Here is a 22072-nt window from a genome sequence, read left to right on the forward strand (position 1 = left end):
TACAATACAGGATAGCATCCATGTGTTCAGCCTAGTTCATAAATATGTGTCCAGGATTCTGGGTACATATCAAGATGCCGGGGCTATTTTACGCAAGAAGCTGCTGCAGGCACTACAGACCGGTAACAGGAGGAAAAAATATTTTCTTAAAATTGCACTAAGTTTTCCAAAGAAACGTCCGATAAATAGATTAGACAACAGAAATGCGAATCATTTCAAGGAAGAAAGGAGATGCCGTTATGCGTATAGAAGCTTATAACCAGATTGCATCCATATATAAAACAAGTAAGACTGGTAAAGTACAGCAGCCATATGGTGTAAGCACAGGCAGGGATGAAGTGCAGATTTCCCAGTTGGGAAGAGATTACCAGATCGCAAAACAGGCAGTCGCAGAAGCTTCGGATATCAGGGAAGATAAAGTAGCAGAACTGAAAACAAGTGTCCAGTCAGGAAAATATGATGTGGATTCCGGAGATTTTGCAAGTATGTTACTGGCAAAATATAACGAAATGAAGAAGTAAGAAGTGAGGATAAGCCGTGGCTAGTTTGATGGAGGATTTGGCAGATGTACTTCTGCAGGAAGATAAACAATATCAGGAGTTGATTGTTCTTTCAAAAGAGAAGACAGATGTACTGGTTGCCGGAAATGTAAAGAGGTTGGAAGAAATTACTGCAATGGAGCAGGAAATGACAGATGTGCTTCATGGATATGAAGTGCGCCGCAGAACTATCTTACAGGATATGGCAGATGTACTGGGTAAATCAAAGGATGATTTTACCATTGAGACCATGATACAGATACTGGAATCACAGCCAAAAGAACAAAGCCGCCTTATTTCACTTCGGGGTAAACTTCACAGGACGTTAAAGGAAATGGCACAGCTAAACACACAGAATCAGGCACTGATAAAACAGTCCTTAGAGATGGTGGAGTTTGACCTGACCTTGTTTAAGAGCCTGCGACAGGCACCGGAAACGGCAAATTATAACAAATCTGCATACAATACCGGAGATTTGTTAGGAAGCAGCGCTTTTGACACGAAACAGTAGGCAGGAGGAAAAGTACCATGGCAAATGGAATGGGAAGTTTATATATTGGTTCTTCTGGACTTCGGACAAGCCAGAATGCCTTGAATACGACAGCAAATAACCTTGCGAATGTTGACACAACCGGATATGTGCGCCAGCAGGCCATTCAGGCGGACCGCCATTACAATACATTTGATAAAAATGCAGCAATCAGTAATCAGCAGTCCGGACTTGGTGTAAGCATTGCAGATGTCATTCATTCAAGAGATATATTTTTAGATAAATCATATCGTACAGAGACTGGAAGACAGTCTTTTTATTCCGCATGCTACTCTGCAACAAATGAAATTTATACTTATTTTCAGGAGCTGGAGGGAGAAACATTCCAGGATAGTATCTCGTCTTTATATACTGCATTTGAAGAGTTCTCCGAAGATCCGTCTGATTCGGTAAACCAGAACCTTGTAATGCAGAAATCGAGTCTGTTTATCAGACGGGCGAAAGCCGTTTACACAAGTTTACAGAACTATCAGAATAATTTAAATACAAAAATTTCCAAAGATATTGACCGGATTAATGAACTGGGAAAGAAAATCTATGATTTAAACGAAAACATTGTAAAAATCGAGGCTGGTGGAGTCGAGACTGCAATGGAATTAAGAGACCAGCGGGATAACGCACTGGACGAACTGGCAGGTCTGGTTCATATCGACTATGATGAGAAATACGATGGAACTGTATTTGTTTCAATAGAAGGTGTTGATTTCGTAAATCGTGCCCAGGTATATGAGATGGGAAAAAGCGTAGATGACGAGACCGGTTATATTACACCATACTGGCCGCAGATGTCAGATACGAATCGTGGACAGACAGCCAATGTATTTAACTTTAATGTAGATATTTCATCTGCTTATAACACCGACATCGGAGAATTGAAGGCACTGGTAATGCAGCGTGGAAATTATGTGGCAGATTACCGTGATATAGAAGGAAAATCCCGTCAGGAATATAATGATGATGCAGGAATGTCTGTAATGCTTTCTACAGAAGCAGAATTAGACCAGCTGGTACATAAACTGGTTACAGCAATCAATGATATCTTCTGTCCGAATGTAGAATATGCCGGCACAGATTTAACCGGAACAACAGCAGATGGAAATGCGTTTACCATTACACAGGGGATGAAAGTTTTAGATACAGATAACTGCGCAGTAGGAAGTGATGGAAAGCTTCCGCCACAGGAGCTATTTTCCAGGGTAGGAACGGATCGCTATACAGAGGTGAATGTAACGGATGCGGCTGGAAATACCAGGACATACTATGTATACAATGAGGAAAGTGCAACAGATATTTCTAAAATGTATACCTTGTCCAGCCTTAAGGTAAATGATGAAATTATCAGCCAGCCATCTTACATCCCGCATCTGACACAGGATAGTAATAATAAACAGGTAGCGCAGCAGCTTGGTACCGCATTTACAGAGATGTGGAAGAAGAGTGAGATTTCTTTGAATCCGAATGCTACCAGTAAATGTACCTTTATGGAATATTATGCACAGATGATTGGTGAAACAGGAACAGCAGGTTCTGTTTACAATACCATGTCAGAGACACTGAATAACACGGTAAATACCGTTGATAATAAGCGTCAGCAGGTAATCGGAGTTTCTTCTGACGAGGAACTGACCAGTATGATTCAGTTCCAGAATGCTTACAATGCAGCCAGCCGTTTTATGAATGTGGTAAGTGACATGATAGAGACATTAATTAACGGATTGTAATATAGAAGAGGTGGGAATATGCCGTCACAATTTTTTGGATTAAATATAGCAGCATCTGCATTAAATGCATTTCAGGCATCTGTAAATACTGCTGCCAATAACGTATCCAATGTACAGACCAAAGGTTACAGTAAACAGGTAACGAATAAAGAAGCCGGTGAGGGAATGCGTGTCAATGCAAAATACGGAACCACCGGAACCGGAGTAAATGCGGTTTCTGTCACACAACTCCGGGACAGCTATTATGACACGAAATACTGGAATAATAATGGAAACCTTGGATTGTATCAGAAACGTCTTTACTATATGGAACAGATTCAGACATATTTTACAGATGATGATACGGAAAAGGGTTTTTCCACATTATTAAAAACCATGTTTAATAATCTGGATACCACACAGCATACGAACTTTGATGAGAATGTAAGAAAGCAGTTTATCGGAAGCGCCCAGAGTCTTGCTACCTATTTTAACGGAGTTGCTACGAACCTTCAGGAATTACAGGGAACCTTAAACAATGAGATTAAGTCTACTGTAGATAATGTAAACTCCATTGCAGAGAAAATTGCATTGATTAATAAGCAGATTAATCAGGTGGAAATCAATGGTGGACATGCCAATGAGCTGAGAGATAAGAGAGCACTTTTGGTGGATGAACTTTCCGCAATTGTTCCAGTTGAAATATCAGAAGTGCCGATTACCAACAGTAACTATCCGGATATGGATCTTGGAATTAATAAATACACCGTGAAAATCAATGGACAGACCATGGTGGACGGATACGATTACCGTACCCTTTCTTATGAAGCGAGAGAGCAGAAGATTAACCAGACTGATATTGATGGATTATACGACCTGACCTGGTCAGATACCGGAGTAAAATTCAATGCAGCCAGTGCATCCATGGGTGGAAGCTTAAGAGCTTTGTTTGAAATGAGGGATGGAAATAATGCAGAGAACTTTACCGGTAAAATAGGAACAGAAGCCGGAAGTATCCAGAATACTGTGGTAGATGGAAGAACTGTAACACAGATTACCGTAAAGAATCCATCTATGACGGATGTAGAGAAATTATCCATTGCAGAACAGGGAATCATAACCGTATTAAACAATGATTACCTTTATTCCGATTTTACCATGAATGCAGATGGAAGTTATACTTTTACATTAAAACAGGAGTTAAATGCATCCCAGAGAAGCAAGTTCTTAGGAGAAAGTGTCAGCATTGGAAAGAGTGTGGATGCCATGGGAATCCCGTACTATATGTCCCAGATGAACCAGTTCTTAAGGAGCTTTACCAAAGCATTTAATGATATTGAACGTGGAGACGCAGCTGATCCGGCAGTAGATTTAAATGGAAAAGAAATGGGAAGCTTCTTTGTAGGAAAGAGAGCTTTAGGCGGAGAATATGATTTTACAGATACACAGATATCCTCCGGTTCCAATACCTATTATCAGCTGACAGCATTAAACTTTGCTGTAAATTCAGAGTCCATAACAGACCCGGGAAGATTTGCAGCAGTAACCAGGTCAGAGTACACCGATGGTGTGGATAAATATACATTGTTGGATAGCTTGAAGAAATTAGAGAGTGATACCAAGCTTTACCGTGGAACGGGGGCAGATGATTTCTTACAGTGTCTGCTTTCGGATATTTCTGTAGATACAGAAGAAGCGGAGCTTTTCAGCAAGAATTATTCCAATATAGAGTCGACTATCGATATGCAGAGACAGTCGGTATCCGGTGTAGATGAAGATGAAGAAGCACTGGACTTAGTAAAATTCCAGAATGCATACAATCTGGCATCCAAGATGGTTTCTGTTATGGCAGAGATGTATGACAGATTAATCTTAGAGACCGGAGTATAAGGAGGTTTGTTAGAATGAGAGTAACCAATAACATGATCATGAGCAATACCAAAATAAATATCAATGGAAACAAGACCAATGTGAATACATTGAATAATCAGATGACATCACAGAAGAAAATCAGCAGGCCATCCGATGACCCGGTTATTGCTATCCGTGCACTTCGGCTGCGCAGCAGTTTAAGCCAGATTAATCAGTATTATGAAAAAAATATTCCTGATGCAGAGGCATGGTTAGATGTTACCGAAACCTCTCTTACTAACATGATAAAGCTGCTGACTACCATTCACACCCAGTGTGATGCAGGAGCCAATGGAACGCCGACGGAAGAAGACCGTAAGACTATTTTAAAACAGTTACAGTCCTTAAGTGACCAGATTTATTCTGAAGGTGATGCAGATTATGCGGGAAGAACGGTATTTACCGGTTATAAGACGAATTCAACCTTGACATTCCAGGCAGACAGCAAAGAGGCTTATAATATCAGCGAGTATTTATCCGCAGATAAAATCGAAGAATATAATTATTCCTATGGAAATGTTAAGACCCCGACAGCTGCAGACGTAGCTGCAAAGACAGCACCGGGTACACCGGAGAATACTACACTGCACAGATTGCGCCTTTCCTATGATAATATTACCGATATTACTGGTGGAAAAATCAGTTACAGTTATAAAGACACAGCAACCGGACAGATGACCACGAAAGAGCTGAATGTTACCACTGTTACCACCAGTGATTTAGAAGCGTCTTCTTATGCAATAGCAGATAATGACATCGTATTTAATAAAGACACCGGTGAATTCCTGATGGGAAAAACGCTGGCATCAAATCTGAAATCATTCGGAGCAACGGTTTCTGTAAATTATGATAAGACCGGATTTTCCAAAGGAGAATTACGACCGGAGAATTATTTTGACTGTACCAATAATACAGATGCAGCTAATCCAATCCAATATACTAATTTTGAAAACGGAAAGAGAGTCCGGCAGGATATTGAATATACCATTGCATCGAATCAGACACTGGTGGTAAATACACAGGCAAGCACAGCGTTCAATTCTGATATCGCAAGAGATTTAGATAATCTTACTTCCATTGTGCAGTCAGCGATTGACGCACATAGTGTAGTGGATAACATTAAGGAAATGAAAGGCTTAAGCCAGTATTCCTCAAAGGACGACCAGGAATATTTGGAAAGCTGTCTGGCTGCTGCCCAGAAACAGGCAGATTATGCAGACCATCAGCTGCAGACAGTATTTAACAGGGGATTGACGAAATTCGAAGGCTATATGTCAGATGTAAACCTTGCAATCACGGATGTGGGAAGCAAGGGACAGCAGCTTGATATTACAAAGAACCGCATGTCTAATCAGCAGCAGACGGTAGAGGCGTTAAAATCAGACAATGAGGATAAGGATTTATCAGAGATTATCATTGACTATACTTCTTCCTATACTGCATATCAGGCATCTTTACAGGCGGCCGCTAAATTAGAAAGACAGACTTTACTGGATTATCTGTAAGAAAGGAGAAACTGGCATGAAAGCAGCAACAAGATTGTTTGGGGAAATAGAAATTGACGAAAGCAAAATCATAACATTTGAGGACGGAATCATTGGATTTCCGGATATGAAGAAGTTTACCTTAATCTTCGATGAAGAAAAAGAGGGCAGACCATCCATTTCCTGGTTACAGTCCATGGACGAGCCAGAGATAGCATTTCCGGTAATGGATCCGCTGTTCGTTTGTGAAACATATAATCCAAGTGTGGAAGAGGAATTGTTAAAGAATCTTGGAACCATAAAAGAGGATAACCTTTATGTACTGGTAACAGTTACCGTGCCGCAGAATATCAAAGAACTTGCAGTGAACTTAAAAGCACCGATTGTAATTAATACAGACACAAGAAAAGCGAGTCAGATAATCGTAGAGGATGACCTGCCGGTAAGATACAGAATTTATGAAATTTTAGAAGAAGCAAAGAAGAAGGCAGGTGAATAAGATGCTGGCATTAACAAGAAAAAAGGGAGAATCCCTTGTTGTCAATAACAATATTGAGATAACAGTACTGGAGATCAGAGGAGACCAGATTAAAATCGGCATCTCAGCACCAAAGAATGTGCCGGTATACCGGAAAGAAGTATATTTACAGATTCAGAAAGAAAATGAAGCTTCTCTTAAAGCCGATGGGTTAGAAGCTTTGAAAAATTTACTGTAACCGCTAAATAAATTTACGGGTTCTACCGATATAAGAGTTAGAACAATGGTAAACGGAAATGACAAGAAGCACATGGAGGTGTAAGCAATGTCAATTGAATCAATCAGAAACAGTGGATCGGTGTATCAGGGAAGTTCTCCGGTTCAGGGAACAATAAGAGAAAGTTCCGCAGTAACAACAGAAGGATTACAGACAAGTGCAGATGAAATGCAGCAGGAAAATGCCAGTGTATTAGAAAATGCAGCAGCACAGGGTCAGAATCCAGCAGAAGAAGAAAAAGCAACTGCCGCTTCCTCGGAACAGGTTAAGAAGGCGGTGGAGAGCATCAATCGCAGCCAGGCTCATACAGAAGCAATCTTTGGCATCCATGAAGGAACCAATCGTGTTACCATTAAGATTGTGGATAAAGAGAGCAAGAAAGTGATTAAAGAATATCCGCCGGAGAAGACACTTGACATGATACAGAAGCTCTGGGAGATGGCAGGGCTGATGGTAGACGAGAAGAGATAGGAGGTACTTAAGATGGCAATTCGAGTATCAGGATTAGCGTCAGGAATGGATACCGAGTCGATTGTTACACAGCTCGTATCTGCATATAATGTAAAGAAAAATACATATGTAAAAGCACGGACCAAGCTTTCCTGGAAGCAGGATGCATGGAAGACATTAAATAAAAAGGTAAAGAGTCTTTACAGTAACATGACAAGCTTAAAGTACAGTTCTGCGTATAAGACCAAGATGGCGTCGGTGTCGGATACTACTAAGGCAAGTGTCAGTGCAGAGGGTACTGCTGTAAACGGAAGCTACAGCTTAAAGATTAATCAGGTGGCAAAGTCCGGTTATCTTACCGGCGGCCAGTTAGCAGCTTCTACAACCAGAGCAACCAAGCTTAGCGAGTTATTGGGTGATGACAGCTTTGCCGGTGGAAAGATTGAAGTGACATCTGCCGGAAAGACCAGCACTATTGAAGTGACAGCAGATACAACCGTAAGTAATTTTGTTTCCAAATTAAATGACGCAGGCGTAAAAGCATCTTATGATGCTACGAACCAGAGAATCTATGTAGCAGCATCCGGCACAGGAGCAGCCAATGATTTCAGCCTGTCAGGAGTAGATGACAATGGAAGCACAGCATTAAAGGCACTGGGCTTGAGGGTAGCTTCCAAGAGCAATACAGAGAATTATAAGTCATGGGCAGCGTATGATGGACAGGATATAGCGCAGATTCTTGCGGATCTGCAGAATTCCAAGGATGCAATCTCAGCAGCCAATAATAGCATTACACAGTCGCGCTCTAAGATTTCCGGTTATACAACAAAGGTAAATTATGCATCTTCCTATGAGACCATGATGAATGCATATAAGGGACTTGATAATGCAGGAGAAATCCGTGATTTGGATGAACTGGCAGCTATGTCCAAAGCTGATTTATCCAAAACATATGAATTGGATGATGATGGAAACTTTAAAAGAGATTCAGAAGGAAAGCTGATTGTAGCAGACGATACAGTCGCAGATGATAAAAAAGCAACCGGTACAGACCGCCTGAATGCCCTTGCAGCCAAAGCAGGTCTTGTTGAGAAGAAGGATGAAAATGCCGGAGAAGATGTAAAACAGGTTACCATTGCAGAATTTGCGGCAGCAAAGGCAGCAGTAGACAAGTATGATGCCCAGGCAGCTGATGACACCCTGACAGCTGATGAAAAAGCGGATATGAATGATTTCATTACCAGTGTACAGCATGCTTATAAGGGGGCAGCAGATTCAGAATATGCATCCATAGAAGAACTTACCAATGCATACAATGATAAGATTACGAAAGAGCAGGACAGTATTACTGCCCAGAATCAGATTATCAGTGATAATAAAGCAGTCCTTGAGAAATATGCCCTGTTAGATAATGGGGAAGATCAGGCGGCATTAGAGGCACGTATTTCCTATGCGGTAAAACAGCTTGCCAATGCAGCTGACAAGACACAGTACAATACGGATGCAACCCGCATAGATGGTCAGGATGCAGAGATTTATGTAAATAATGCAAAATATACGTCATCCTCTAACTCCTTCAGCATTAACGGACTGAAGATTGAGGCGCTGGCTTCCACCGAAGGTAGCGAGATTAACGTAACGGTAAAGAATGACGTAGACGGTGTATACAAGAAAATAAAAGATTTCTTAAAAGAATATAATTCCCTGATTAATGAGATGACTTCTCTTTATAACGCAGATTCTGCCAAAGGATATGAGCCGTTGACAACGGAAGAAAAAGATGCCATGACAGATTCTGAAGTCGAGGAATGGGAGAAGAAGGTAAAGAGTGCATTGCTTCGCCGGGATGACAGTCTGGGTAATCTTTTAAATTCCATGACCAGTGCCATGTATAAGGGATATACTGTGAATGGCAAGAGTTACAGCCTTTCCAGCTTTGGTATTTCAACCCTGGGATATCTCAATGCAGATGAGAATGAGGAAAATGCTTATCATATTGATGGTGATGCAGATGATTCAGCGGTTTCTTCTAAGACCAATAAGTTAAAACAGATGTTACAGGAAGACCCGGATACAGTTACGGCATTCATGCAGCAGCTTGTTACCGGTGTATACAATGAGATTGATACCAAGATGCGCTCTAATTCTCTGAGCAGTGCAATGACTGTTTATAATGATAAGCAGATGGCAAAAGAGTATAGCAATTACACTACCACCATTAAGAAGTGGGAAGATAAGATTACTTCGATGGAAGATTCTTATTATAAGAAATTTGCGGCGATGGAAACTGCACTGGCAAAATTACAGCAGTCTACATCCTCACTGTCAGGTCTCTTAGGTTCATAAGTGCCGATAAATGTCAGTCACAGGTATAGACCGGTGATAATGTGAAAATACATGGAGGTAACACGATGACAATGAACAATGGATATGCAGCATATCAGAACAGTAAGATTATGACTGCTTCTCCGGCAGAATTGACACTGATGCTTTATGAAGGTGCCATCAAATTCTGTAATATTGCAATCATGGGAATTGAGGAGAATAATATCCAGAAAGCCCATACAAATATTGTAAAAGTAGAAAATATCATAGAAGAGTTTCAGGCAACCTTAAATCATAAGTATCCGGTTGCAAAGGACTTTGAAAATGTGTATAAGTACTTACAGGAACGTCTGGTTGAGGCAAACATGAAAAAAGATAAAGAAATTTTAGAGGAAGTACTGGTACACCTTCGCACCATGCGTGATACTTGGAAAGAGGTAATGAAGCTTGCACACAGCAAATAACAGCTATATTGAAATCTTAAAACAGAGCCTTACGAAAAAAATAGAACTGCTGGATACAATTATGGCATTAAATGTATTGCAGAAGGACATGCTGGAAAATCCGGATTTAGATCCGGATGAACTGGAAGAAAATCTGAACCATAAGGCAGATATGGTAGAGCAGTTATCAAAGTTAGATGACGGATTCAGTCAGATTTATGACCGGGTTCGAGCTGATTTGACAGAGAACCGAGGGGCATATTCGGAAGACATTGCTCAGATGAAGCGGGATATTACCGCAATCATGGACAAGAGTACTGCAATCCAGAGCCAGGAAAAACGCAATCAGGTATTGATGCAGCAGAAATTTACTTCCGTGAAGAAACAGATTAAGGAAGTAAAGAAATCCAGACAGGCGGTGAATTCCTATTACAGAAATATGATGAAAATGGGAACTCCGGGTTCCACATTTCTGGATGATAAGAAGTAGACTGGAAAAATTTAAAAAAATTTTCCATTTACTATAAAGTATCGAGACAACCGTCCGATATATATAACAAGTAAACAAGATATTGTTACTTAGCAGATAGATTTGAGGAGTGTACGGCCGATAAGATATCTGCAACAACAAACAAGTAGTCGCAAGGAAGCGACGTTAAATTCAAGGAGGAATTAATTATGGTAGTACAGCACAATTTACAGGCAGCAAACACAAACAGACAGTTAGGTATCACAACAAGCGCACAGGCAAAATCAACTGAGAAATTATCTTCCGGTTACAAAATCAACCGTGCAGCAGATGACGCAGCAGGACTTTCCATTTCTGAGAAAATGAGAAGCCAGATCCGTGGTCTTAACAAAGCTTCTTCAAACGCACAGGATGGTGTATCTTTAGTACAGACCGCTGAGGGTGCATTAAATGAAACACATTCTATCTTACAGCGTATGAACGAACTTGCTACACAGGCAGCTAACGGAACTAACACAACTGTTGATAGAAGTGCTATCAAAGCTGAGTTGGATCAGTTAACATCTGAAATCGACCGTATCCAGTCTACCACACAGTTCAACACAATGAACCTGTTAGATGGTACTTTCTCTGGAACAACAAACAAGATGAAATTACAGGTAGGTGCCCTTTCCGGACAGTCTATCGACTTCTCAATTGCTAATATGTGCGCATCAAAGATTGGTCTTAAGGCTGCTTTAAGTGTAAGTACATTTACAAAAGCTGGTTCTTACATGAAATCAGTTCAGGATGCAATCGAAGTTGTTTCTAAACAGCGTTCCGCAATGGGTGCTATCCAGAACCGTCTGGAGCATACAATTGCCAACCTGGATACCACATCTGAGAATACTCAGTCAGCAGAATCCCGTATCCGTGATACAGATATGGCTTCTGAAATGGTTACATACAGCAAGAATAACATCCTTGCTCAGGCAGGTCAGTCTATGTTAGCACAGGCTAATCAGTCTACTCAGGGTGTATTATCCTTACTTCAGTAATCATAAGTACTCAACCATAAAAGTAAAGCTGACCCGAAAGGGTCGGCTTTATTTTTTACTTTACAGGAAATTGCTTTCCTGTAAAGTAAAAAAACGCTCTGCGAGGATGCGCACTGCGGCGTATAAGCTAGATGGCGCAGGCGCGAGAATGTGCTAAGGCACATTCTTTGTTACACGGGTAGTGATAATTATTTTCTTAGTGACGAAAAGATTAGTATCATGTAGAATAGAAGAAAAGAGATAAGACGAGGTACTCTAAAGTGGAAGCAGGAAAGTATAGTCAGTTACAAGAGGAAATGAAAGCAGTAATCCGGAAGCTGTATCAGAACCAGCAGGAGGAAACTTATCCATGGATTGGTGCACATATTCAGGAGATAAAGGATAGCCTGTTAGAACAAATTACATATTATACAGAAAAAGGTGAAACCGACGTAGCAATACAGGAACAGGCAGTTACCATATTGGAGCATCTGATTCATGCATATCAGAATCATCAGATCATGGAACTGGCAGATTGCCTGAACTATGAATATGGCAGATATATGGGATGGGAGATATAATATGACGATATACGAAAAGAATATGCAGGCAATCCGGGAACACCATGTAAGACTTCATGAATATCTGGAAACGGCACAGCCGGAGCAATCAGTAGAGATACGCTATGAAGCAGCGGAAGATGAAATGCTTTATCCGATTGTGACAAAGGGCGGATTGGAATACCGGTTAAATAGTAAATATAATCCAAAGGAAGCATCCATGCAGTATGTCAGCCAGTTTGAAAAAGAAGGCTCCTACAGTGTGTTCTTTCTTTTGGGATTTGGAGACGGAAGAAGTATAGAAGCATTGGCGCAGACGCTGGATGAGACCATGACACTTATTGTATATGAACCATCCGTTGCTATTTTCCAAAAAACATTAGAGACCTTTGATTATACTGAACTTTTAAAGAAGAAAAATGTGTATTTGATAGTAGAGTCAGAGAATATGCTGCAGGATTATTTAGAATCCGGTATCAGCTTTAACAATATCCGGATGATGCGCCTTGGCATTCTTCCAAATTATGATTCTATTTATCCGAAGGAATGTAAACATATGTTAGAGACTATGATATATTTCATGAATAAGACGAAAATATATCGGAATACCATCTATAATTTCCGGGATGAGTTTGCGGCGCATGCTCTCAGTAATATGTATGATTATCTCTGGCAGACAGATACCCATTATCTGAAAGAATGTCTTGCGGAGGAGGATTTGAGTGATGTACCGGCAATTATTGTGGCGGCAGGACCATCCTTAAATAAAAATGTGCAGGAACTGAAGCGGGCGAAAGGAAAAGCATTGATTCTTGTGGTGGATGCAGCACTCCGGGCAGTAGTAAATGCCGGAATTACACCGGATTTGGGAATGACGGTAGACGCAAGAGTTGCAGACCGCTTTTTTGAAGGAATCGATATCAGCACATTTCCGTTTGTATTTGAGGCAATATCCAGAGAAGAAATCGTAAAGAGACATACCGGCAAACATTTCTATGATGAATTTCCGTGTAACATGTTTGCAAAGGCTGTAATAGAAAAGAAAGGCTATGTCTTAGATGATATTTTAACCGGAGGCTCTATTTCGACCAGCGCATTTTCACTGGTAAAGGCACTGGGCTTTAAGAAAATTGTATTTATCGGTCAGGATTTGGCTTTTACCGGAGGACAGAGCTATAACAGCGGTCTGAAGATGGATGAAAAAGAAAATGAGCAGCACCAGAAGAAACGTGTCATCGTACAGGTAAAAGGTAATGACGGAACCATGCTGGATACGGATTATCAGATGGATATGTACCGGAAATGGATTGAAAATGAAATCTTAAAATTGCCGGAGGATATTACGGTAATCAATGCAACAGAGGGTGGCGCGAAAATAGAAGGCGCAAAAGTGATGACATTAAAAGAAGTCATTGATTCCTGCACGAAAGAAATTGATTTCGAAAAATTATTGCAGGAAGTACCGTTGGCATTTTCAGAGGAAGAACGGCAGGATATTATCAATGAGATAAAGGAAGAGCCGAAGCGTCTGGAAGAAGTAAAGGAAAATATTAAGAAAGCAACGAAAGTTGCAGAGCAGTTAGAACAGGCATCCAAAGATGGAAATGTAGAGGAGCAGAAGAAACTTCTGACAGAATTTGGAAATCTCAATGAAGAAATCCAGAAAGAGCCGGTGCAGGATTTGTTACTATATTATAACAGTGAAATAGAATTTTCCATTGGGGATGATGTATTATCTGCAGATTTAACAATACCAGACTTATGCAATCGTGCAAAAGCCTGGTACAAGGGCTATGAATCTGCGGTAGACCGACTCATAGCAGATTTACATGAAAAATTTATTGACCGTCTATAACAGATAACATGGTTTGAATCCGGTGCTCAAAGGTGTGGGCCTCTAAAATTTTACCAAGGGCGTTGGCAGCAATCTGCTGACGTTCTTTTTCGTGGGAAAGATAATAGTCGGCATAAGTTTCTGCTTCCTCATAGGAAGAATAATAAATGAAATCTTCTCCCGGAACAAAGTAATTCAGAAAATCTTCCTGATAATTGGTCAGCAGGAAACCACCGCTTCCCATAATATCGAATGCCCGCAGAGGAATGCCCTTTTGGATACTGCGCAATGTAATGTTAAGATTAATCTTTGAATGTTGGAAAACCAGAGGCATAATCTCATAATAGTCAATGGCTCCCATATTTTCAACTTTGGGAAGCTGCGGAGTAGGATTGTTGGTATAAAGCTTCACCTGATGCGCTGCGGAAAGCTTTTTTAGGATTGCAGTGCGGTCTAATTCTGCCAGTTTCCTGGCAAGGAAATAGTTGGCATAAATATAGCACGGTGTTTCGATGCCGTCTTCATTAGGCGCATATGGAACGGATTTTTGCATATCACTTAAGATGGTATCATTTAATAAACCGGGAATTAGAAATTCACCATATACCTGCTGCTGGGCTGCGATAATTGCATCGAGGTATCCCTTCGTAAAGGCAGGAAGCTTCTGATATAGGCGGTCATAAAGCAGGTGGTCTTCGTTATAAAGAGAACCGACAAAAGAAATCTCGGAAGAGATTATATCAAGGATAGAATCTGCTGCCTGCATGGTGGAAAGTCTTTTTGCATTTGCGGCAAGCGGCAGATAGAATACCCGGTCAATGCCCCCCTGCTTTAACTCTTCGTAAATTGGATAATCGAAAAGAAAAATATAATTGGTGGGATAAGTAATCGTAAAGGAATACAAAGCCACCAGCGGACTGTCATAAACATAGGAAACATAACGGAGATTATGCCGATGGGCACAGGTGGCCAGAATCGGATAATAGTTAAAGGAAAATACAAAGTCGTAGGAAGTATTTTCTACAGCAGCATCAAAAGCCGCATCATAGGCAGCACTTTTGCGGACATTATAATCCTCGTGCATAAATAAATCGGTTTCAATGTTGCAGTTATGAAATGCTTCTAACATATCTTTTTTGGCAAAAGCCGGTGAATCAAGAAATAATATTTTCATAGAGTTCCTTTCATTAAAGAGAGCGCGCAGAGGATAACATTTTCTGAAGCTGTTTCTCATAAGTATAATGATTTAATACTTTCTGATAGCCGTTTTCGGCAATTTCTATCCGTTCTTTTTCATGGGAAAGATAGTATTCGCATTTAGACAGAAGGTCATCAGGACTGGTATAGATGTCTAAATCTTCTCCAATGGTAAAACATTCACTTAAATCATTCTGATAATTTGTCAGTAAGAAGCCACCGCATCCAAGAACATCAAAGACACGAAGGGGAATACCGTTCCGGATGGATTTGCAGGTCATGTTCAGATTAATTTTGCTGTGGGCAAAGACCTGAGGCATTTCTGTTAAAGTCATAACCCGTCCACGATTGTGGACAGGAAGAGCGTCTGCATCACTTCCGGTGTATAAGTCTACTGAAAAATGGGAGCCAAGAAGGGACAAAAGGTGCTTCCGCTCATTGGCAGTTACCTTCATGCCAAGGTACTGCTGTGCAATGATATCCCGGTCAACCCGTCTGGCTTTTTCCGGCGGAATATAATAATCCGGCATACAGTCAATAAATTCTTTGACAATAGAATCCGGCAGCAATTCATTTAAAAGAAATGCACCGTAAATCTGTTCCTGTGCATCCATAATTCCATTCAGATATCCTTCGAGATAAGGGGAAGGATTCTTGATGGCATCATAAGGACATTTTTCCGTATAGAGCGATCCAACAAAGGAAATATCACTTTTATAAGAATCGGGATTGGAATCAGCAAGAACGGAATCCCAACGTTTTACATTGGTTGCCAGCGGCAGGAAAAAGGTATGAGCCGGGTTATATGGCGCAAAGTCCTGATATTGCATGGAATCAAAAAGAAAAATACGGTTCCATTCATTCGAATAGGAATCCGAATATAATTCCATGACAGGACTGTCTACGGTCCAGCAGATATAAGGAAGCTTCATGATATTACAGATTTCCGATAAAACAGGATAAAAGTTTATTGAGAAAATGCAGTCGAAGGAAGATGATAACAGTGTATCAGAAACATGCTTGATGACTGTCTGTGTGGGAATATTTTTATCGGTAATTTCAAGATTAATACAGAATACTTCATGCCCTAAATGCTTCATGGCTTCGATAATATCCGGTTCGCAAATGCTTCCATAACGGTAGAATAGTATTTTCATGATAAACTTTCCTCTTCCTTGGATATAGAGTATAATAACTATAACTATTGTAACGAAATCGGTGGAAAGAAACAAGGTTAGAATAAGGAGAAATCGTCGCAGGACGAAAAGAAAATATATGGAACAGTTTTTTGGGATTTTACAAAGAGGACTGGGGCAGCTGGATGCAACAGGGGAATATGAAGAAGGAACGCTGCGGGAGTTAAAGGAAAGCTACCAGAAATTTGATGCAGCGATGCAGCAGAATATGCTGCGCGTAATAGAACAGTCATTGGCAAAGTTTCCGATAACATTGCAGATTTACATCTGGTCATCCCTGCTGGCGGTTCTTCGGGATGAAAAAATCATTCCTTATATGGGAGAATTAACGGCAGATGACTCTTTGAATTTATGGCAGAAAGTGGAATTAATGAATCAGTTGCAGCGGACAATTTTTGCCAGTGAAATGATAAAGGATGAAGAGGCAGAATATAAGAGAAACAGTGACGCTTATACTGCATTGATGGATGAAATCAGACAGCAGAATAAAAAAGAATTTTCCTATCTGCCGTGGGAAAAAAGGAATAAAAAAATTGTTCTGATAACAAAACAGTTTATCGGAAGACAGCATGCACCGACGGAAATAACATTGCAGATGAACCGTTATTTAAAGGAACTGGGTTACGAAGTGGTATTATATGTCGCCTATATGCCAAATCGGAATACAGCACCGTTGTGGTATAAGCAGTGTCTGTGGAATAATTTTATGAATACAGCCGGAGCATTTCAGGGCGAGATAGAAGGAGAGGAACTGAAGGGTTATAATCTGCTTTTTACAGAAGAACATTATCCGGAACAGCTTTATGATGCGGCGGAAATGATATGGCAGGAAGCACCTGAGTGGGTGCTTGAAATCGGTGATAAAACAATATTGGCTGATTTGTGCCGACAGTTCACTACCGTATTAACCAGAAGGTGCGTTAAGACAATTCCTGTGACCAATGCACCGATTATCGTACTGGCTTTGGATTATACCATGGCGGAAGAAAGACGATATCAGAGCTGGCTGAAACCGTACCAGCAGTTTGTGAAAGTAAAACATTCCATTGTGGGAAATACAGTGGTTGTGGAAAAAGAGAAGAAAGAAAATTATGGCATCCCAGAAGACAAGTTCGTAATTTTACTGGTGGGAAACCGGCTGGTGCAGGAAGTAACAGAGGATTTTCTTAAGACGATTTATACGATGCTAGAGGAAAATCCAAAAGCAGTACTGGCGGTCATTGGAAATTGCGAGGCACTGGAAAAAAGGATAGCAGAAGCATATCGGGAGCGTTTTTATTTCCTTGGATATACCGAAGAATTACAGAAAACCATGACCATAGGAGATTTGTTTTTGAACCCGCCAAGACAGGGCGGCGGTACCGGAGCCCTGTATGCAATTTTACAGGAAATTCCGGTAGTGACACTGGACAACTGCGATGTGCAGGTAAATGTGGGCAAGGTATTCACCTGTGATTCTATTGAGTTGATGGTAAATCTGGTACATCAATATTGTGAAGATAAAGGATTCATGGAGAAGAAGAAGGAAGCATGCCGCAGAAAAGCAGAGGAAATTCTTGCAGTAGATGAAAAAGAAAACTATCGAAGGTTATGTGAATTTGTGGAAACTTATACAATAAGGCAGGAAAAGCAGGTACAGCATCCGGACGGGAGATAACATGGAGCATAGAATAAGAGAAGCGAAAGGGACAATTTTAATCTATAAGGGAGAACCAATCTGCTATAACATTTTAAATACATTTGCAGAGCAACTGGGAGAAGCGTTGCAGAGGCTTGGAGAAGAGGTAGAATATTTTGATGTGAAGCAGAGCGGCGAAGCAGCTCTGGCAGCTTATGCAGGAAAAACATATCAGGCGGTAATTGGCTTTCAGAGTTATCTTTTTGATATTTATCTTCCGAAGGCAGGCATTTATTTACATGATTTGATAAAGGGACCAAAAATAAATTTCCAGTTTGACCATCCAATCTGGATGAAGAATCATTATATCAGAATGCCGGAGCATTGCTATAGTGCAACCCATGACAGAAATTATGCGGCATTTATAGAAAAGTATTATCCGAGAATTGCAGGAAGTTCCATTATCTTTCCGGGAGGTTGTGAGAAGGCAGCAGGAGAGAATGGAAAACAGGAAGCAGAGCGGAATTTGAGGGGAGCGCAGGATAAAAAGGAATATCAGATATCCTTTATTGGCACCTATACGGACTATCGGAGTTATCTGCCACTGATCAGAAATAGCCAGGGAATCATTAAAAAGATAGCAGCCCATTTTCTGTTTCGGATGAAACAGCACCCGGAAGAGACTGCGGAGAAAGCATTGGAAGAATCCTTACGAAAAGATGGAATTGTACTATCGGATGAAGAATTTTTAGAAGTATTAGATGGCGTCAAGCCAATGATTTATTGCATCATGTCCTATTACCGGGAAAAAGCAGTAAAGGTAATTTTGGAAGCAGGCATTACACTGGAAGTATTCGGGGACAGTTGGAAGAAGAGCCCGTTTGGGGATTCACCATATCTTCGTATCCATGAAGCGGTGGATATGAGAGAAAGCCTTGAAGTCATGGAAAAAAGCCTTATATCTTTTAATGTGATGGCCTGGCATAAGGATGGATTTACGGAACGGATTGCAAACAGCATGTTACAGCATAGCGTGGTACTTACCGATGAAAGCACTTATCTGAAAGAGCAGTTTACAGATGGGAAAGATATTCTCATGTACCGGTTGAATGAACTTTATAAGATTCCGGAACTGCTTACGGATTATCTGGAAGGGGCAGGAAGAGATAACCTGCAGATGATTGCAGAGAATGCTTACAGGAAAGCAAAGGAAAATTATACCTGGGAGCAGAGTGCGAAAAAGCTTCTTGCATTTATTGATGAAATAGATGCCAAGGAAAGAAAATGCAGTGAAAAGTGAAAATACTCTTGTGAAAATGAAGGAATGAACCGATATACATTCTATAGAAAGGCGGCACAGGATGTGCCAGGGTGAAAATATCATGGAAGATAATAGAAGAGAAGAAAAAGAAGCGTTAAAAGTATTGACGGAGTACAGCCCGAAATTATTAAAATCTATGAGAAATGTAATGGAAGAATTACATGGAAATCGTCAGCCGGATACCGATGAATATCTTTTGAGCATTATCAAAGGTATGAACTGGGAAATTCAGGTCTTAAATGGAACAATGGACTATCTCAATGAAATCGAGCAGCTTATTGATAAGCAGGCAGCAAATGCTCTGTTTGTAAATTTCAGCAAAATATATCAGAAAAAAGATGATGAGAAGCTTGCAGAAGTCTTTGAGAAGGACATGATACCATTCTTTGAAAAACTGGAAGAAGTAGCCAAAGTTAAGATGAATTAAAAAACTACTGATATCGAAAGGTATCAGTGTTTTTCGTTGCAAAGCAGGAGAGAACGATGAAAATATTATTCTGGCAATGGCATTCTTTTATGGGAAAAGGAATGGAACGTGCGTTACACAGATTGAATATTGCTTATGATACCTTCTTTTATCAGATGAATGACTGGGAATCGGATGATCGGTTTGCAGAGCAGTTGGAAAAGAGGATTTCGCAGCAGGCGTATGATGCAGTGATCTCTATAAATTTTAATCCGGCTATTTCTGATGTATGCCAGAATCATAAACTGCCTTATCGTGCGTGGGTCTATGATTCTCCGATTCATATCCGCAATGTACAGGCGCTGAAGAATTCCTATACAAAAGTGTATTTTTTTGACCATGGACAGGCAGAAGAATATCAAAGACAGGGAATCAATGCCGGCTATTTGCCACTGGCAGCAGATGTGGAAACATTTTATCCGGTTGCAGTTACAGAAGTCGATAAAAAGGAATATGGAGCAGAGATTTCACTGGTAGGAAAATTATATCAGACTGTCTATCCACAGTATATGGCACCTTTGAAAGAGTATGACAGAGGATATTTGGAAGGTGTGATTGCGGCTCAGAAAAAAGTATATGGCGGCTATTTCCTGCCGGATTTTATAACGGATGATTTGATTCAGAACATGAATGCAGTTTATCAGAAACAGTGGAATGGAGAGATTACGGTAAATCATCGTGAAATTGAATTTTTGCTGGCCAGTGAGATTACACGAAGAGAGCGGCAGGAAATATTAACGCTTCTTTCCAATCATTTTGATGTAGCACTCTATTCCGGAGAACAGGATGTAGCCATACCAAAGATAAGAAAGAAGAATTATATCGATTATTATACCCAGATGCCAAAAGCATTTAAATGCTCCAAAGTGAATCTTAATATTTCGCTGAAAACAATCCGGACAGGAATTCCACTGCGTATACTTGATATTCTTGCCAGTGGTGGATTTGTGATTTCAAACTTTCAGGAAGAGTTGGCAGAGTACTTCCGGCTGGGAGAAGAAATGGTTACTTATGGAGATTTAGAGGAACTTTATTATCTGGTGAATTACTATTTGCAGCATGAGGAAGAACGAAAAGAGATTGCAGCCAGAGGTTTACAGCGGGTAAAAGATGATTTTCGATTTGAAGAACGGATGAAAGTAATACTTGAGGACTTATAGCATGAGAAAAATTTCTGTATGTATCATTACAAAAAATGAATCAGAAAAATTGAAAAAATGCCTGAAACATCTGACGGGATATGGCTTTGAAATTGTTGTGGTAGATACCGGCTCTACGGATGATACGGTTGCCATGGCAAAAAAATATGCAGATAAAGTATGCTATTTCAGCTGGTGCAATGATTTCTCCGCAGCACGGAATTATGCATTGACTCTGGCGTCCAATGACATTGTTATGATGATAGACAGTGATGAATATTTACAGGAAATAGATACAGGCGAGCTGGAAAATTTGTTAAAGCAGCATCCTTCTATGGTAGGGCGAATCAAAAGAATTAACCGCGTTTCCGTAGGAGAGCAGGAAACAGAATACATAGAACGGATTAACCGGATATTCTCCAGACAGCAATATGAATATTCGGGCAGTATCCACGAACAGGTTACAGCAAAAAATAAAGAAGAGTATGAAACCTACCTTGCTCCGGTTGTTATCTTGCATGATGGTTATGAAGGCACCGAAGAGGAGCGGAGGAAAAAAGCAGAACGTAATCTGAAGTTATTGTTAAAAGAGTTGGAGAACCATCCGGATGATACTTATTTCATGTATCAGATTGGAAAAAGCTATTATATGGCAGAGGATTATGAAGAAGCAATCCGGTATTTTGAAAAAGCATTGGGCTATGACTTGAATCCAAAGCTGGAATATGTAATTGACATGGTAGAAAGCTATGGATACGCACTTTTGAATACCGGGCGGGTTGAAACGGCATTGCAGTTTCAGGGGATTTATGAAGAGTTTGGAGACTGTGCGGATTTCAAGTTTCTGATGGGACTCATCTATATGAATAATGAACGTTACGAAGAAGCAGTAGCTGAGTTCTTAAAGGCAACGGAGTATAAGAGCGCACGGATGACAGGAACAAATTCTTATCTGGCATATTACAATGCAGGCGTAATCCGGGAGTGCCTCGGAGACATCGGACAGGCACTGGAATATTACCGGAAATGCGGAGATTATGCAAAAGCACAGGAGAGAATCAGGGCATGTTCAAAGGGTGAATAGATACAAAGGAGAATG

The 22072-nt window shown here is 40.5% G+C and carries 21 protein-coding genes; 19 read left to right on the forward strand and 2 right to left on the reverse strand.

Going from position 1 to position 22072, the window contains the following annotated elements:
* Positions 1–239 precede the first annotated feature (239 nt).
* From flgM to OCV43_RS08950, 14 genes are all read left to right on the forward strand, one after another.
* Positions 240–521: a flagellar biosynthesis anti-sigma factor FlgM gene (flgM, locus tag OCV43_RS08885; protein WP_117841495.1), complete on the forward strand. Its 282-nt coding sequence runs from the start codon at positions 240–242 to the stop codon at positions 519–521.
* A gap of 16 nt (positions 522–537) precedes the next feature.
* Complete coding sequence (locus OCV43_RS08890; protein WP_262623886.1) at positions 538–1050, forward strand: flagellar protein FlgN; 513 nt, start codon at positions 538–540, stop codon at positions 1048–1050.
* Between the two features lie 17 nt (positions 1051–1067).
* Positions 1068–2810, forward strand: a complete 1743-nt coding sequence (flgK, locus tag OCV43_RS08895; RefSeq protein WP_262623887.1) for a flagellar hook-associated protein FlgK — start codon at positions 1068–1070, stop codon at positions 2808–2810.
* An 18-nt stretch (positions 2811–2828) separates the two neighbouring features.
* A complete protein-coding gene (gene flgK / locus OCV43_RS08900; protein WP_117697332.1) occupies positions 2829–4679 on the forward strand; it encodes a flagellar hook-associated protein FlgK in 1851 nt (616 codons plus the stop codon).
* 14 nt (positions 4680–4693) lie between these two features.
* Positions 4694–6205 (forward strand): flagellin N-terminal helical domain-containing protein, encoded by a 1512-nt coding sequence (locus tag OCV43_RS08905; protein ID WP_262623888.1) that lies wholly within the window; start codon positions 4694–4696, stop codon positions 6203–6205.
* A gap of 16 nt (positions 6206–6221) precedes the next feature.
* On the forward strand, positions 6222–6683 hold the full coding sequence (gene fliW, locus OCV43_RS08910) for a flagellar assembly protein FliW (RefSeq protein ID WP_022242363.1): 462 nt from the start codon (positions 6222–6224) through the stop codon (positions 6681–6683).
* A 1-nt stretch (position 6684) separates the two neighbouring features.
* The gene (gene csrA / locus OCV43_RS08915) at positions 6685–6900 is read left to right on the forward strand and encodes a carbon storage regulator CsrA (RefSeq protein WP_022242364.1); all 216 of its coding nucleotides are present in this window, start codon (positions 6685–6687) and stop codon (positions 6898–6900) included.
* Positions 6901–6987: 87 nt separating this feature from the next.
* The gene (locus OCV43_RS08920) at positions 6988–7410 is read left to right on the forward strand and encodes a flagellar protein FlaG (RefSeq protein WP_262623889.1); all 423 of its coding nucleotides are present in this window, start codon (positions 6988–6990) and stop codon (positions 7408–7410) included.
* 12 nt (positions 7411–7422) lie between these two features.
* Positions 7423–9735 (forward strand): flagellar filament capping protein FliD, encoded by a 2313-nt coding sequence (fliD, locus tag OCV43_RS08925; protein ID WP_262623890.1) that lies wholly within the window; start codon positions 7423–7425, stop codon positions 9733–9735.
* Between the two features lie 65 nt (positions 9736–9800).
* The gene (fliS, locus tag OCV43_RS08930; RefSeq protein WP_022242367.1) at positions 9801–10178 is read left to right on the forward strand and encodes a flagellar export chaperone FliS; all 378 of its coding nucleotides are present in this window, start codon (positions 9801–9803) and stop codon (positions 10176–10178) included.
* Positions 10162–10647, forward strand: coding sequence for a flagellar protein FlgN (gene flgN / locus OCV43_RS08935; RefSeq protein WP_262623891.1), 486 nt, complete (start codon positions 10162–10164; stop codon positions 10645–10647). The genes fliS and flgN overlap by 17 nt, the downstream gene beginning before the upstream one ends.
* Before the next feature lie 188 nt (positions 10648–10835).
* Positions 10836–11663: a flagellin N-terminal helical domain-containing protein gene (locus tag OCV43_RS08940; protein WP_117697322.1), complete on the forward strand. Its 828-nt coding sequence runs from the start codon at positions 10836–10838 to the stop codon at positions 11661–11663.
* A 260-nt stretch (positions 11664–11923) separates the two neighbouring features.
* Positions 11924–12223, forward strand: a complete 300-nt coding sequence (locus tag OCV43_RS08945; protein ID WP_022242370.1) for a hypothetical protein — start codon at positions 11924–11926, stop codon at positions 12221–12223.
* A 1-nt stretch (position 12224) separates the two neighbouring features.
* Positions 12225–14057, forward strand: a complete 1833-nt coding sequence (locus tag OCV43_RS08950) for a motility associated factor glycosyltransferase family protein (RefSeq protein WP_262623892.1) — start codon at positions 12225–12227, stop codon at positions 14055–14057.
* Here the strand turns inward: OCV43_RS08950 and OCV43_RS08955 are convergent.
* Both OCV43_RS08955 and OCV43_RS08960 read right to left on the reverse strand, forming a co-directional pair.
* The gene (locus OCV43_RS08955; RefSeq protein WP_262623893.1) at positions 14041–15210 is read right to left on the reverse strand and encodes a CgeB family protein; all 1170 of its coding nucleotides are present in this window, start codon (positions 15208–15210) and stop codon (positions 14041–14043) included. The genes OCV43_RS08950 and OCV43_RS08955 overlap by 17 nt on opposite strands.
* 13 nt (positions 15211–15223) lie before the next feature.
* Positions 15224–16390, reverse strand: a complete 1167-nt coding sequence (locus OCV43_RS08960) for a CgeB family protein (RefSeq protein WP_262623894.1) — start codon at positions 16388–16390, stop codon at positions 15224–15226.
* Between the two features lie 118 nt (positions 16391–16508).
* On the opposite strand from OCV43_RS08960, the gene OCV43_RS08965 reads away from it, so the two are divergent.
* The 5 genes from OCV43_RS08965 to OCV43_RS08985 all read left to right on the forward strand — a co-directional run bounded on the left by OCV43_RS08965 (position 16509) and on the right by OCV43_RS08985 (position 22057).
* Complete coding sequence (locus OCV43_RS08965; RefSeq protein WP_262623895.1) at positions 16509–18086, forward strand: glycosyltransferase; 1578 nt, start codon at positions 16509–16511, stop codon at positions 18084–18086.
* Between the two features lies 1 nt (position 18087).
* Positions 18088–19347, forward strand: a complete 1260-nt coding sequence (locus OCV43_RS08970) for a glycosyltransferase family protein (RefSeq protein WP_262623896.1) — start codon at positions 18088–18090, stop codon at positions 19345–19347.
* A 61-nt stretch (positions 19348–19408) separates the two neighbouring features.
* Positions 19409–19795: a DUF8042 domain-containing protein gene (locus OCV43_RS08975; protein ID WP_022242908.1), complete on the forward strand. Its 387-nt coding sequence runs from the start codon at positions 19409–19411 to the stop codon at positions 19793–19795.
* 56 nt (positions 19796–19851) lie between these two features.
* Positions 19852–20994, forward strand: a complete 1143-nt coding sequence (locus tag OCV43_RS08980) for a CgeB family protein (RefSeq protein ID WP_262623897.1) — start codon at positions 19852–19854, stop codon at positions 20992–20994.
* Position 20995: 1 nt separating this feature from the next.
* Complete coding sequence (locus OCV43_RS08985; protein ID WP_262623898.1) at positions 20996–22057, forward strand: glycosyltransferase; 1062 nt, start codon at positions 20996–20998, stop codon at positions 22055–22057.
* The last annotated feature ends 15 nt before the right edge of the window (positions 22058–22072 follow it).

It is taken from the genome of Roseburia amylophila, assembly GCF_025567465.1.
Lineage (GTDB): Bacteria > Bacillota > Clostridia > Lachnospirales > Lachnospiraceae > Roseburia_C > Roseburia_C amylophila.